Below are 13415 nucleotides of genomic sequence, written 5' to 3' on the forward strand. Positions count from 1 at the left end.
TTTTTGAGCGCGTTTTCCCGCCTTTCGCTACAATAGGAAACGAGAGGGGTGTGACCGATGCAATGCCAAGAACAACAGCAACTTCAAAAGCAACAGCTGACCCAGGACATGGTCAGGCGTCTTCCGGTTCTCGAAGCAGACCGGACCGCGATCGCTTTTCAGCTTGGCCGCTTGTCAAAGCGGAACCCGAACATCGCCTTCGGCAGCGGCGCGGTCGAATGGGTGGAGGACACGGCGAGCGGGTTCGAGTCGCGTCTGTTCGAACAAATCGAGGAAGGAAGTGGGAACGAGGTCCAACGTATGCTTCAAAAGCGGCTCGTCCTCGCGCTAGACCACCGCGGCCTCTTACCTGATAGTGACTTCGTGCTCGCCCATCGGTTCGAGGTCGATGCGGCGGACATTGAGGCGGCACGCCAGGCGCTCTTGTTTTTAGAACCGACGGGGATCGGGGCGAAGAATGAGCGTGACTGCCAATACCGGCATGCGATTGAACATGACGACCCGCTCGTCTTGGACGTGTTCGAGGCGCTCGACGCGAACGTTGATGACATCCCGGGCCGACTCGACATCTCGGTGACCGAGTTCGACCGGGTGACCCGTATCGTGGCGACGTTACCGAAAACACCAATATTATATGAAGGAACCGAGCATATCGTACCGGAACTCGAAGTCGTCCGGCGTGACGGTGAGCTTGTGACGACATGGTTCAGCCCAACGCTCGATGTGGCTCGAATCGGGGACGACCGCGAGGCGAAGTGGTGGCACGAGACGCTCGAGATGCGGAACGCGACGCTTCATTCAGTATGGACGGTCATCGCGGAACGTCAGGCGGACTGGCTCGATGGCAACCTCGTCTTGCATCCGTTGACGCGGAAAGAAGTCGCCGAACGGATCGGCAAGCACGAGTCGACCGTCGGACGGGCCATCCAAGGAAAGTATGTGGCGACCGAGGGCGGTGTCATGGCGTGGCGCCACTTTTTCGTCAGGTCCACAGATCATGGGCAATCGCCGTTCATGGTGAAAAAGGCGCTCGCCGAACTGATTCAACAAGAGACGTCACCTTTGAGTGACGCCGCACTCATGCGAGAGTTGGCCCGGATCGGCTATACGGTGACACGACGGACCGTGGCGAACTATCGGGAAGCGCTCGGTTTTGGAAACTCGCGGGAGCGGGAACGACAACTATGGAAAGGAGGGGACTGACATGGTGCTGACATTATACCGGCGTGCCAACTGTTCGCTCTGCGAGGAGGCACTCGTCATGCTCGAATGGCTCATGGAAGACTATCCGTTCGAACTCGAGCAGGTCGACATCACGGGCAACGAAGAACTCGAGGCGAAGTACTTGTTCGAGATCCCCGTTGTCTTACACGAGGGGCGCGTCATTAGTCAAGGGCGATACGATGACAGTAAAGTTGAAGATTTTGTTAAGTATACGCTTACATCGAAAAAAAACGTTTGAAGGGGTTGCAAGACGGAAATGTCATTGATAAGATGAAGTCGTAGCGGTGGGACGCAAATATAAAAGTGGGACAAAAATTGTCCATACTTTAAGTCGAGGGGGAATGAGTATGATCCAGCAGCTGATTCAAGTTCAGAAGCAAATCGTTCCCGACATGCTCGAAACGCTCCGACATCGTTACGACATCTTACATTACGTCCGGTTGATGCAGCCAATCGGCCGCCGGACACTCGCCACAAGCCTCGGGCTGACGGAACGAATCCTAAGACGAGAAGTCGACTTTTTGAAAGACCAAGGTCTATTGATGGTCGCTACTCAAGGTATTTCCCTTACGGAATCGGGCCGAAACGTTCTCAGAGACTTGCACGAGGTCATGGGAGAGATCCTAGGAATCTCGGAAGTCGCACGAGAACTCGAGCGAAAACTAGGCGTTCGCCAAGTCGTCATCGTACCGGGTGATTCCGACGAGACGTTCTGGGTCCAGCGAGATATCGGTCGGGCCGCCGTCACGCAGCTGAAAGCGCGACTGGCACCTGACGACAATATCATCGCGGTCACAGGCGGGACGACGATGGCATCGGTTGCGGCCATGATGTCGCCCGATAAAAAAGAACGGCCGATGCATTTCGTGCCGGCACGCGGCGGACTCGGGGAGACGCTTGAGTTACAAGCGAACACCGTCTGTTCTCGAATGGCCGACCGGGCCCATGCCGACTATCATTTACTCCACATTCCGGACGAGGTTTCGCAAGAGACGTTCGAGCGGATGGTGGAGGAACCTAGCATAAAAAATGTCCTGGAAATGATTAGAGCGGCGCGAATTGTGGTACATGGAATTGGTGAGGCGGAAACGATGGCGAAACGCCGTCACGCGTCACCAGAGCATTTGCGGATGATCGAACGGCATGATGCCGTCGCCGAGGCGTTCGGATATTACTTCAACGCCGAAGGTGAAATCGTTCATCGGGTCAAGACGGTCGGGATCCAATTAGAGGAGCTCGACGACATGGACACCGTCATCGCGGTCGCCGGAGGGAAATCGAAGGCACAAGCGATTGCCGCATATGCGAAACACACGCCGAACATCATCCTCGTCACAGACGAAGGTGCGGCGACAGAATTATTAAATCGTTATTAAAGAGTTGACCCCCGTTGGCTCTTCAATAAATAGCTTCTACCCTAAGGAGGAAATTAACTATGGCAGTAAAAGTTGGTATTAACGGATTTGGACGTATTGGTCGTTTGGCATTCCGCGAGATCATCAAAAACGAAGGAGTCGAAGTTGTTGCAATCAACGACTTGACTGACACGAAGATGCTCGCTCACCTTCTCAAGTATGACACGACACAAGGTCGTTTCGACGGAGAAGTAGAAGTACACGACGGTCACTTCCTCGTAAACGGCGAGAAAGTCGTTACACTTGCTAACCGCAACCCAGAAGAACTTCCATGGGGCGAGCTCGGTGTTGACATCGTTCTCGAATGTACTGGTTTCTTCACAGCAAAAGAAAAAGCGGAGCTTCACTTGAAAGCTGGCGCGAAAAAAGTTGTGATCTCGGCTCCGGCTACAGGTGACATGAAGACTGTTGTTTACAACACAAACCACGACATCCTTGATGGTACTGAGACAGTAATCTCTGGTGCTTCTTGTACGACAAACTGCTTGGCGCCAATGGCGAAAGTTCTCCAAGACCAGTTCGGAATCGTTGAAGGTCTCATGACAACAATCCACGCTTACACAGGCGACCAAAACACGCTTGACGCTCCACACCCGAAAGGCGACTTCCGTCGTGCACGTGCGGCAGCAGCAAACATCGTACCGAACACAACTGGTGCGGCTAAAGCGATCGGCCTCGTTATCCCAGAACTTCAAGGTAAACTTGACGGTGCGGCACAACGTGTACCAGTTGCTACAGGTTCACTCACAGAGCTCGTAACAGTTCTTGAGAAAACTGTATCTGTTGACGAAATCAACGCAGCAATGAAAAAAGCAGCGAACGAGTCATTCGGTTACACTGAAGACGAAATCGTATCTTCTGACATCGTCGGAATCACTTACGGTTCACTCTTCGATGCGACACAAACTAAAGTAATGACAGTTGGCGACAAGCAACTCGTTAAGACAGTTTCTTGGTACGACAACGAAATGTCTTACACTGCACAATTGGTTCGCACACTCAAGCACTTCGCTGAAATCGCGAAGTAAGTTCGTGAACTAAATAGAATCAAATAGGAGCGGAAACAAGAGATTGTTCTCCGCTCTATTTATGAAATTGACACGCACGACATATGGAGGCGAAGGTTATGAACAAACAGTCTATTCGTGACATCGATGTAAAAGGGAAACGCGTCTTTTGCCGCGTTGACTTCAACGTTCCACTCAAAGATCGCGTCATTCAAGATGAAACGCGGATCCAAGCGGCTCTTCCGACGATCAAACACTTGATCGACGGCGGTGCGAAAGTCATTTTGGCGAGCCACCTCGGCCGTCCAAAAGGCGAGAAGAACCTCGAGTACTCACTCGCACCGGTCGCTAAACGTCTCGCTGAACTTCTCGGCAAAGATGTACCCCTCGTTGAAGAGGCGTACGGTCCAGTCGCAGAAGAAGCCGTTTCAAAACTTGGTGAAGGTGACGTCGTCGTTCTCGAGAACGTCCGTTTCTACCCTGGTGAAACGAAAAACGATCCAGAACTCGCGAAAGGTTTCGCGGCACTCGCTGATATCTTCGTCAACGATGCGTTCGGTGCGGCTCACCGTGCCCACGCTTCAACAGAAGGTATCGCGCAAAACGTGGACCACGCGGTGGCTGGTCTCTTGATGGAGAAAGAACTTGAAGTCCTCGGGAAGGCACTCTCGAACCCGGACCGTCCGTTCACGGCGATTATCGGCGGATCGAAAGTTGCTGACAAGATTGGGGTCATCGACCACCTTCTTGACATCGTTGACACACTCATCATCGGTGGCGGTCTCTCGTACACGTTCTCGAAAGCACTCGGGCACGAAGTCGGAACGTCACTCCTTGAAGAAGACAAGCTCGACCTCGCTCGTCAGTTCATGAAAAAAGCAGAAGACAAAGGCGTGAAGTTCTTGATGCCGGTCGACTGTGTCATTGCGAAAGAATTCGGCGAAGAGACATACGTCGGACCAGTCGATATCGACTCGATCCCTGCGGATCACATGGGTCTTGATATCGGACCGAAGACAGTCGAAATTTACGCGGAAGCGATTCGCGAATCGAAACTTGTCGTTTGGAACGGACCGATGGGCGTATTCGAACTCGATAAGTACGCTAACGGAACGAAAGGTGTCGCTCAAGCACTCGCAGACAGCGACGCATACTCAATCATCGGTGGTGGTGACTCAGCCGCGGCAGCAGCCAAGTTCGGCCTTGCTGACCAAATGAGCCACATCTCGACTGGTGGCGGCGCTTCACTCGAATTCATGGAAGGCAAGAAACTTCCAGGCGTCGAAGCGTTGAACGACAAGTAAAACAGAGGAGGGTTATCGATGCGTAAACCGATTATTGCAGGTAACTGGAAAATGAACAAAACACTCTCGGAAGCCGTCGCTTTCGTAGAGGAAGTTAAAAATAACATCCCGTCAACGGACAAAGTTGACGCGGCGATTGGTGCACCAGCACTTTTCCTCGCACCGATGGTAGAAGCAGCGAAGGGGTCAAACCTTAAGCTCGGTGCTCAAAACATGTACGACAAAGATAGTGGGGCATACACAGGCGAAATCAGCCCGGCCATGGTCGCTGACCTCGGCGTGACGTACGTCATCCTTGGACACTCAGAGCGTCGCGAATACTTCGGCGAATCTGATGCGTTCATCAACAGCAAAACGAAAAAAGCGTTCGAACACGGTCTTACGCCAATCGTTTGTGTCGGTGAAACATTAGAAGAGCGCGAAGGCGACAAGTTCGAAGAAGTCATCAAGACGCAAGTCGAAGGTGGCCTCGCGGACCTCTCAGCTGACCAAGTCAAACAACTCGTCATCGCGTACGAGCCAGTTTGGGCGATCGGCACTGGTAAATCAGCGGACGAAGCAGATGCGCAAAGCTCATGCAAATATGTTCGTGACGTGGTAAAAGGTCTTTACGGTGAAGACGTGGCGGCTGCGGTTCGCATCCAATACGGCGGTTCTGTAAAACCTGAGAACATCAAGGAGTATATGGCGCAAGAAGACATCGACGGCGCGCTCGTCGGCGGTGCTTCACTTGAAGCTGCTTCGTTCCTCAAGTTGTTGGAGGCGATTTAAATGGCAAGACCAGTCGCCCTCATCATCTTGGATGGTTTTGGAATGCGGAACGAGACGTTCGGTAATGCGGTCGCTGCGGCGAACAAACCGAACTTCGACCGCTACTGGGAGCAGTATCCACATACGCTCCTCAACGCGAAAGGCGAGTACGTCGGCCTTCCGGAAGGTCAGATGGGGAACTCGGAAGTCGGTCACTTGAACATCGGTGCCGGCCGGGTCGTCTATCAGTCACTTTCACGCGTCAACAACGCCATCAAAGACCGTTCACTCTTCGACCGCCAAGCGATGAATCACTTGGCCGGACATGTGAAAAAGTATGATTCGAGCCTCCACATCATGGGCCTCGTCTCAGACGGTGGGATTCACTCTCACATCAACCACATGTACGCCATCGTCGAGTTCGCAAAACTTCATGGCATCGAAAAAGTATACATTCACGCTTTCACGGACGGCCGTGACTGTGATCCGAAATCAGGCGCTAGCTTCCTCGAACAGACGGAAGCGAAGCTTGCTGAACTCGGACTCGGTCAAGTCGCTAGCGTGTCTGGACGCTACTATGCCATGGACCGCGATAACCGTTGGGAGCGTATCGAGAAAGTATACGATGTGCTTGTGAACGGTAAGGGAGAAGTCGGCACGAACGCGGTCGACGTCCTCAAAAAGTCGTATGCAGACGGTTTGACGGATGAATTCGTCTTACCGACGGTCATTGAGAAAGACGGTCAACCGATTGCGACGATCAAAGACAACGACGCGATCATGTTCTTCAACTTCCGTCCGGACCGGGCGATTGAGCTCGCGAAAGTGTTCAAAGAGAAGACTGGCTTTAAAGGCTTCGAACTTTCGAACACACATCCAGAGAACATCTTGCTCGTCTCGATGACGAAATTCTCGGATGAAATCGACACGGACATCGTCTTCCCACCAGAAGATTTGAAAAACACGCTCGGTGAGACTCTCGCCGCGCAAGGGTACAAACAGCTCCGCGCTGCGGAAACTGAGAAATACCCGCACGTCACGTTCTTCTTGAACGGACAACAAGAAACACCGTTCGAAGGTGAAGATCGTTTCCTCGTACCGTCACCGAAAGTGGCGACGTACGACTTGAAGCCGGAAATGAGCGCGTATGAGCTCACAGAAGGCCTTCTCGAACGCATCGAATCGGACACGTACGACGCGTACATCATCAACTACGCGAACCCGGATATGGTCGGCCATTCCGGTATGCTCGAACCGACGAAAAAGGCCATCGAAGTCGTTGACGAATGCCTCGGTAAAGTAGTGGACGCACTACTCGCCAAAGGTGGCGCAGCGATCATTACGGCGGACCATGGGAACGCTGACCTTGTCACAAACCCAGACGGTTCACCGATGACGGCCCACACGACGGAACCTGTTCCATGTATCGTCACGAAAGAAGGGGTAGAACTCAAACCAGTTCTCGAAGGCGCTTTGTGTGACCTCGCCCCGACGCTCCTTCACCTGCTTGGTGGAGAGCAACCGGCTGAAATGACCGGCTCATCAATCGTTACGAAGTAACTTAAACTTTTCAAACAAAAAGGAGCGAATCAATATGTCAATGATTACAGAAATTTACGCACGCGAAATTTTGGATTCACGTGGTAACCCATCAGTAGAAGTAGAAGTCTTCACAGAAGACGGCGGTTTCGGCCGTGCCCTCGTCCCATCAGGCGCATCAACTGGTGAGCACGAAGCAGTTGAACTCCGTGATGGCGACAAGTCACGCTACCTTGGTAAAGGTGTACTCAAAGCCGTTGCGAACGTAAACGACACAATCGCACCTGAACTCATCGGCTACGATGTTTTCGACCAAAATGCAATCGACGCTAAAATGATCGAACTTGATGGCACACCAAACAAAGCGAAGCTCGGCGCAAACGCGATCCTTGGTGTCTCAATGGCAGCAGCTCACGCAGCAGCTGATGAGCTCGGTCTTCCACTTTACACGTACCTCGGTGGATTCAACGCGAAGACACTTCCAACACCAATGATGAACATCATCAACGGTGGTTCGCACGCGGACAACAACGTTGACTTCCAAGAGTTCATGATCATGCCTGTTGGTGCGCCAACGTTCCGTGAAGCGCTCCGTATGGGTGCTGAAGTATTCCACGCCCTCAAATCAGTTCTTTCTGGTATGGGTCTTAACACAGCAGTCGGTGACGAAGGTGGTTTCGCACCAAACCTTAAGTCAAACGAAGAAGCGATCACTGTTATCCTTGAAGCGATCGAAAAAGCTGGTTACAAACCAGGTGAAGACGTCTACCTCGCAATGGACGTTGCATCTTCTGAGTTCTATGACAAGTCGACTGGCAAGTACGAACTCGCTGGCGAAGGCAAATCACTTACAACTGCAGAACTCGTAGACTTCTACGCAGAACTCGTTGACAAGTACCCAATCCTCTCAATCGAAGATGGTTGCGATGAAAACGACTGGGATGGCCACAAATTGCTTACTGAGAAAATCGGTAACAAAGTTCAACTCGTTGGGGATGACCTCTTCGTAACGAACACAGCGAAATTGGCTGAAGGCATCGAAAAAGGTATCGCGAACTCGATCCTCATCAAAGTTAACCAAATCGGTACGCTCACAGAAACATTTGACGCGATCGAAATGGCTAAAAAAGCTGGTTACACAGCAGTTGTCTCACACCGTTCTGGTGAAACAGAAGACGCAACAATCGCGGACATCGCGGTTGCAACAAACGCTGGTCAAATCAAAACTGGTTCGCTCTCGCGTACAGACCGTATCGCGAAGTACAACCAACTTCTCCGCATCGAAGACATGCTCGGCGATGTAGCGAAATACGACGGTATCAAGTCGTTCTACAACCTCAAAAAATAATTGATGTTTTTCAGGCTCGCCTTGTGCGGGCCTGTTTTTTTGTGGTTAAACCCGTCTTTACGGCACCGATGCTTTCTGCAGGCAATCCACGGAGCCTCCTCGCGCTTACGCGCTTGCGGGGTCTCCGCGCGATTGCTTTCCTGCAAGAGTCACGGTGCCGCTTCGACGGGATTGTACCTCCGTATCAAACATTGTGTCATGAATCCATCATTGATTCTTCGTCCTGCTGTATACTGAATTTGTTATCGATGAAGAGTAGGGGGAGTTACATGGACCAATCGAATGAACAAGAAAAAAGGTTGAGTGGCGGGAACGTGTCGACCGTCTATAAAAAGGGGAATCACGTCTATCGCACGCAGAAAGATGGCAGTGCGCATATTCAGCGGTTGTTAACGCATTTGGAGGCGAAAGGGATATCGGGCGTGCCGCGATTTGTCGGGGTGGATGATCAGGGCCGAGAAGTGTTGACGTACCTCGAAGGGGAGACGGCCGATTATCCGTTGAAAGCCTACATGTGGTCAGATGAGGCGATTCAAGACGCCGCTCGATTGATGCGCCAGCTGCATGACGCGACCGCCGGTGTCGAGTGGCCGTCTGATTGGCAACCGCTCGACCATACGCCAGCACCGTTTGAAGTGATTTGCCACAACGATTTCGCCGTCTACAATACGATTTTCCATGACGGGAAAGTGGCAGGGGTCATCGACTTTGATTTGGCGGCGCCCGGACCACGAGCCTGGGATATCGTCTATGCCCTTTATACGTTCGTTCCGCTCAGCCGGCGTCATCAAGCCGAGTCGGGTGAAGTCATTTACTATGAGGCGGAACGTGATGATGGGACGTACAAACGACGAGTCGCCCTCTTCTTGGAGGCGTATGGCTGGGAAGGTTCGACAACGGAGTTGCTGACGATGTTACTGTTACGAATCGATGCGCTTTGTCGATTGATGAAACGGAAAGCGGCGGAAGGGGATGCAGCCTTCCAACACATGATTGATGAAGGGCATTATGACCATTATCAAGAAGAGTACCGGTTCATCGAGGTGCACGGACGGAAGTGGTTCTGAAATAGAATGTCAGAGGGGTGCTTGTCGACCAGTCATTCCGGGAATAGACTAGTGTAGGTGAAAGGAGGCGTTCGTCATGATGGTCAGCGGTTTTCTCCTTCTTCTCATTGCGCTCGGTGTCGGTGGTTACTTCCTGTACAAGTATATGGAAGACCGGAAATGGTCGTGACGTGCGTCACGGCCGTTTTTTTGTGTGCGTGAATACTCGGAAATTGGGTATAATCATCAGATACAGCATAAAAAAAGGAGAGACGTCCATGACACGCGTACGGAAAGCCATCATCCCGGCCGCCGGGCTCGGTACCCGCTTCTTGCCGGCGACGAAGGCGATGCCAAAAGAGATGCTCCCGATCGTCAACAAACCGACGATTCAATTCATCGTGGAAGAAGCCGTCGCTTCCGGCATCGAGGACATCATCATCGTGACCGGGAAGAACAAGCGCGCCATCGAGGACCATTTCGACCGAGCCATCGAGCTTGAACAGAACCTCGAGTCAAAAGGCAAGACCGAGCTCCTCGAGTCGGTGCGCCACTCGTCGAACCTCGCCAACATCCACTACATACGGCAACAGGAACCAAAAGGGCTCGGCCACGCGATTTGGTGTGCCCGGAAGTTCATCGGCGACGAACCGTTCGCGGTCCTGCTCGGGGACGATATCATCGAGGCGGACGTGCCGGCGACGAAGCAATTGATCGACCAGTACGAGCAGTGTGAGCGCTCGATCATCGGGGTGCAACGCGTCCCGTATGAAATGACGAATCGATATGGTATAATTGACCCGCTTGCCGTCGAAGGAAAGCTCATCCCGGTCCGGACGTTCGTTGAGAAACCAGCCGTCGGTGAAGCCCCATCGAACCTCGCCATCCTCGGCCGTTACATTTTGACGCCGGACGTCTTTGAGGCGTTGTCGGCGCAAGAAGTCGGGACGGGAGGCGAGATCCAATTGACGGACGCCATCGCCCGCTTGAACGAGGTGGAGACCGTCTTCGCCTATGAATTTGACGGGCGTCGCTATGACGTCGGGGAACCGATCGGCTTCATCGAAGCGACGATCGCCCACGCGCTGTGCGACCCAGATTTAAAAGCCAACGTCCGCACGCTCTTGAAGCGCTTCGTGGACGAACTCGAACAACAGTAAGGTGTGTTATTTTTGAAAACAATGTTAATGGTCTGTCAAAACTATTATCCGGAGATCGGCAGTGCCGGCAACCGGATGCAAAATATCACGCATCTCATGAAGGAACGCGGATACGAAGTGGAGGTCATCACGGCCGCCCCATCGTATCCGAACTTCAACTTGTATAAAGACGATCGCTTCTGGAACGACAAGGCGCTCAACAATCAGCCGTTCATCAAGCGGCTCATCACGAAGAAACGCAAACATACGTCGAACATGGTGAGCCGGCTCGCTTTGTTTTTGGAACAGATGATCAAAGGCGTCGCCGCCGTCCAAAAGCTCGACTCGAAACCGGATGTCGTCTTTGCGACGACCCCGTCTTTTTTTATGGCGTTCGTCGGCGTGTATGCGAAACGCAAGTACGGCGTCCCGTTCATTTTGGACGTGCGTGACCTCTGGCCGGAGTCGGTGAAAGGCGTCGGCGTGTTCAAACACGACTGGATGCTCGCCCCGGCGTTCTGGTTCGAGAAGCGTCTTTACAAATCGGCCGATGAAATCATCATCAACTCGGAAGGGTTCCGCAGCTATCTTCGCCAGCGCGGCGTCGAGAACGAGATGATCCACTACATGCCGAACTCGATTCGTGAGAGCGAGCGCAACCTCAAGCGGACGGTCCCCGAGGACGACCGGATGGAAATCCTGTACGCCGGGAACATGGGCCTCGCCCAAGACGTGTCACTCTTGCTTGAACTTGCGGAGCGGTTCCGTGACGAGCCGCGCGTTCACTTCAAATTGATCGGCTACGGGTACCGGAAGAACGAGTTGAAAGAGACGATCAAGGCCCGTGGTTTTAAGAACTTCCTCTTCCTCGAGGCGATGCCTCGGACGGAGGCGTTCCAAGCCATCAAGAACGCGGACGTCGCGTTCGTCAGCCTGATTGAGCAAGAAGTGTTCGATACGGTCATCCCGGGCAAACTGATCGACTACATGGCGGTTGGTAAACCGATCGTCGCGGCGGTGTCAGGCCATGCGGCGAATGTCATCGAAGCGGCCGAGGTCGGTTACGTGTCACGGAAGCGTGACATCAATGAGATCGAGCACATGCTCCGTAAACTGCTCGAACGTCCCGAGTTGCGTGAGAAATACGGCGTGAACGGGATCCGTTATGTGAAAGAGAACTTGTGCTGGGAAAACAATATACACGTCCTCGAAGACGTGATCGAAAAAGTAACGATGGAGGAAACACGATGAAGTCAGTATGTATGTTTGTATGGAACCATTTTACGAATGATGCGCGCGTCTTGCGCGAATGCTCGGCACTCGCCGAAGCGGGCTATGAAGTCGATTTGATCGCGCTCCAAGACCCGAAAAATCCGTCGCTCCCGAAAGAAGAGATGCGTCCGGAAGGCTTCCGCGTCATTCGTGTCAAACGTCAACCGCCGATCTTGGTGAACGGTATGAAAATGGCGAGCCAAGTGAAAAAGTGGATTTTCGCGAAAAAAACACGCAAAATCGGCGCGGGACTCGTCGGTGCAGGACTTGTCATCCTCGCACCGCTCACGATGATTGGACTCGGCGCGGCAGCAGGCGCGATCCTTCTCCCGCCGGTACGGAAGCAAATCGTCAATGCGAGCGCGATGCTCGAGATGGTGTTCACTTCGACGAAAAAGTCGTACGATTTCTATCACGCCAACGACTTGAACACGCTCCCGCAGGCGCTCATCGCCGGGAAAATCGTCAACAAAGGCAAAATCGTCTACGACTCACATGAAGTCCAGACGGACCGGACCGGTTACGGCTATATCCAAAGTAACCTTGAAGGCTGGCTCTTGCCGTATGTCGATTCGATGATGGTCGAGAACCACACGCGCGCGGCGCACAACGAAGAGCTCTACGGCTTCTATCCATACGTGCTCCACAACTATCCGTTCTATCGTCCGCTCGACTTCTCGCTCCGTAAAGACTTGCATGCGCTCCTCGACTTGCCGAAAGATGAGAAGATCCTCTTGTACCAAGGCGGCATTCAAGCCGGCCGCGGACTCGAGCAGCTCATCCTCGCGGTCAAGGACTTCAAAGAAGGCACGCTCGTCATGATCGGGGACGGGAAACTGAAGCCGGTGATCAAACAGATGATTGAGGACGAAGGCGTCAGCGACCGCGTCAAGATGATTGACAAAGTACCGGTTGAGGCGTTACCGTACTATACGATGAACGCGTATCTCGGTTTCCAAGTGTTGAACAACGTCTGCTTCAACCACTACTCGGCGTCATCGAACAAGCTGTTCGAATATTTGATGGCCGAAGTACCGGTCGTGTCATGTGACTTCCCGGAAATCGAACGGGTCGTCGCCGGCAACGATGTCGGTGTCGTCGTCGATTCGCACGACCCACAATCAATCGCCGAAGGCGTCAACCGCCTGCTCGACGACCAAGTACTCTACGCCCGTGTCAAAGAAAACACGAAGACGGCGCGCGAGCAATATAACTGGGATTTGGAAAAAGAGGCACTCTTGAACGTCTACACGAACGTCGTGGACCGCAAGTTGCCGATTATGAAAGACGGTGCGCCAAAGCCAGTTCAACAGTAAGACTTAGACTGCGGCTTTGTGCCGCGGTCTTTTTTATATGGAAGGGGGACAACCA

At 52.9% G+C, this 13415-nt stretch carries 12 protein-coding genes; all 12 read left to right on the forward strand.

The window, feature by feature from the left end; genetic code table 11:
* Nucleotides 1–57 precede the first annotated feature (57 nt).
* The 12 genes from KNP02_RS02905 (at nt 58) to KNP02_RS02960 (ending at nt 13360) form a co-directional block, all read left to right on the forward strand.
* Nucleotides 58–1203, forward strand: a complete 1146-nt coding sequence (locus KNP02_RS02905; RefSeq protein ID WP_214707272.1) for an RNA polymerase factor sigma-54 — start codon at nt 58–60, stop codon at nt 1201–1203.
* A 1-nt stretch (nt 1204) separates the two neighbouring features.
* Nucleotides 1205–1462: a glutaredoxin family protein gene (locus tag KNP02_RS02910; protein ID WP_034778531.1), complete on the forward strand. Its 258-nt coding sequence runs from the start codon at nt 1205–1207 to the stop codon at nt 1460–1462.
* Nucleotides 1463–1571: 109 nt separating this feature from the next.
* The gene (locus KNP02_RS02915; protein WP_251129116.1) at nt 1572–2600 is read left to right on the forward strand and encodes a sugar-binding transcriptional regulator; all 1029 of its coding nucleotides are present in this window, start codon (nt 1572–1574) and stop codon (nt 2598–2600) included.
* Between the two features lie 59 nt (nt 2601–2659).
* Nucleotides 2660–3667, forward strand: a complete 1008-nt coding sequence (gene gap, locus KNP02_RS02920; protein ID WP_034778529.1) for a type I glyceraldehyde-3-phosphate dehydrogenase — start codon at nt 2660–2662, stop codon at nt 3665–3667.
* 98 nt (nt 3668–3765) lie between these two features.
* Nucleotides 3766–4950 carry a phosphoglycerate kinase gene (locus KNP02_RS02925; RefSeq protein ID WP_131437839.1) on the forward strand — a complete coding sequence of 395 codons (1185 nt, stop codon included), beginning with the start codon at nt 3766–3768 and terminating at the stop codon, nt 4948–4950.
* 18 nt (nt 4951–4968) lie between these two features.
* A complete protein-coding gene (gene tpiA / locus KNP02_RS02930; protein WP_034778525.1) occupies nt 4969–5721 on the forward strand; it encodes a triose-phosphate isomerase in 753 nt (250 codons plus the stop codon).
* The gene (gene gpmI / locus KNP02_RS02935) at nt 5722–7260 is read left to right on the forward strand and encodes a 2,3-bisphosphoglycerate-independent phosphoglycerate mutase (RefSeq protein ID WP_214707274.1); all 1539 of its coding nucleotides are present in this window, start codon (nt 5722–5724) and stop codon (nt 7258–7260) included.
* A gap of 34 nt (nt 7261–7294) precedes the next feature.
* The gene (eno, locus tag KNP02_RS02940) at nt 7295–8587 is read left to right on the forward strand and encodes a phosphopyruvate hydratase (RefSeq protein ID WP_114166805.1); all 1293 of its coding nucleotides are present in this window, start codon (nt 7295–7297) and stop codon (nt 8585–8587) included.
* Between the two features lie 269 nt (nt 8588–8856).
* On the forward strand, nt 8857–9654 hold the full coding sequence (locus KNP02_RS02945) for an aminoglycoside phosphotransferase family protein (RefSeq protein WP_214707276.1): 798 nt from the start codon (nt 8857–8859) through the stop codon (nt 9652–9654).
* A gap of 257 nt (nt 9655–9911) precedes the next feature.
* The gene (galU, locus tag KNP02_RS02950; RefSeq protein WP_214707278.1) at nt 9912–10793 is read left to right on the forward strand and encodes a UTP--glucose-1-phosphate uridylyltransferase GalU; all 882 of its coding nucleotides are present in this window, start codon (nt 9912–9914) and stop codon (nt 10791–10793) included.
* A 21-nt stretch (nt 10794–10814) separates the two neighbouring features.
* A complete protein-coding gene (locus tag KNP02_RS02955) occupies nt 10815–12023 on the forward strand; it encodes a glycosyltransferase family 4 protein (protein WP_251129128.1) in 1209 nt (402 codons plus the stop codon).
* On the forward strand, nt 12020–13360 hold the full coding sequence (locus KNP02_RS02960) for a glycosyltransferase (protein ID WP_214707282.1): 1341 nt from the start codon (nt 12020–12022) through the stop codon (nt 13358–13360). The genes KNP02_RS02955 and KNP02_RS02960 overlap by 4 nt, the downstream gene beginning before the upstream one ends.
* Nucleotides 13361–13415: the final 55 nt, after the last annotated feature.

It is taken from the genome of Exiguobacterium sp. s40 (assembly GCF_018617905.1).
In the GTDB taxonomy this organism is placed as follows: domain Bacteria; phylum Bacillota; class Bacilli; order Exiguobacteriales; family Exiguobacteriaceae; genus Exiguobacterium; species Exiguobacterium mexicanum_A.

Bases quoted from the DNA above. Each gene is read 5' to 3' on its own strand.
- KNP02_RS02960 (WP_214707282.1), top strand. From the start codon at position 12,020: ATGAAGTCAGTATGTATGTTTGTATGGAACCATTTTACGAATGATGCG.
- gpmI (WP_214707274.1), top strand. From the start codon at position 5,722: ATGGCAAGACCAGTCGCCCTCATCATCTTGGATGGTTTTGGAATGCGG.
- tpiA (WP_034778525.1), top strand. From the start codon at position 4,969: ATGCGTAAACCGATTATTGCAGGTAACTGGAAAATGAACAAAACACTC.
- KNP02_RS02945 (WP_214707276.1), top strand. From the start codon at position 8,857: ATGGACCAATCGAATGAACAAGAAAAAAGGTTGAGTGGCGGGAACGTG.
- KNP02_RS02925 (WP_131437839.1), top strand. From the start codon at position 3,766: ATGAACAAACAGTCTATTCGTGACATCGATGTAAAAGGGAAACGCGTC.
- KNP02_RS02955 (WP_251129128.1), top strand. From the start codon at position 10,815: ATGTTAATGGTCTGTCAAAACTATTATCCGGAGATCGGCAGTGCCGGC.
- KNP02_RS02915 (WP_251129116.1), top strand. From the start codon at position 1,572: ATGATCCAGCAGCTGATTCAAGTTCAGAAGCAAATCGTTCCCGACATG.
- gap (WP_034778529.1), top strand. From the start codon at position 2,660: ATGGCAGTAAAAGTTGGTATTAACGGATTTGGACGTATTGGTCGTTTG.
- eno (WP_114166805.1), top strand. From the start codon at position 7,295: ATGTCAATGATTACAGAAATTTACGCACGCGAAATTTTGGATTCACGT.
- KNP02_RS02910 (WP_034778531.1), top strand. From the start codon at position 1,205: ATGGTGCTGACATTATACCGGCGTGCCAACTGTTCGCTCTGCGAGGAG.
- galU (WP_214707278.1), top strand. From the start codon at position 9,912: ATGACACGCGTACGGAAAGCCATCATCCCGGCCGCCGGGCTCGGTACC.
- KNP02_RS02905 (WP_214707272.1), top strand. From the start codon at position 58: ATGCAATGCCAAGAACAACAGCAACTTCAAAAGCAACAGCTGACCCAG.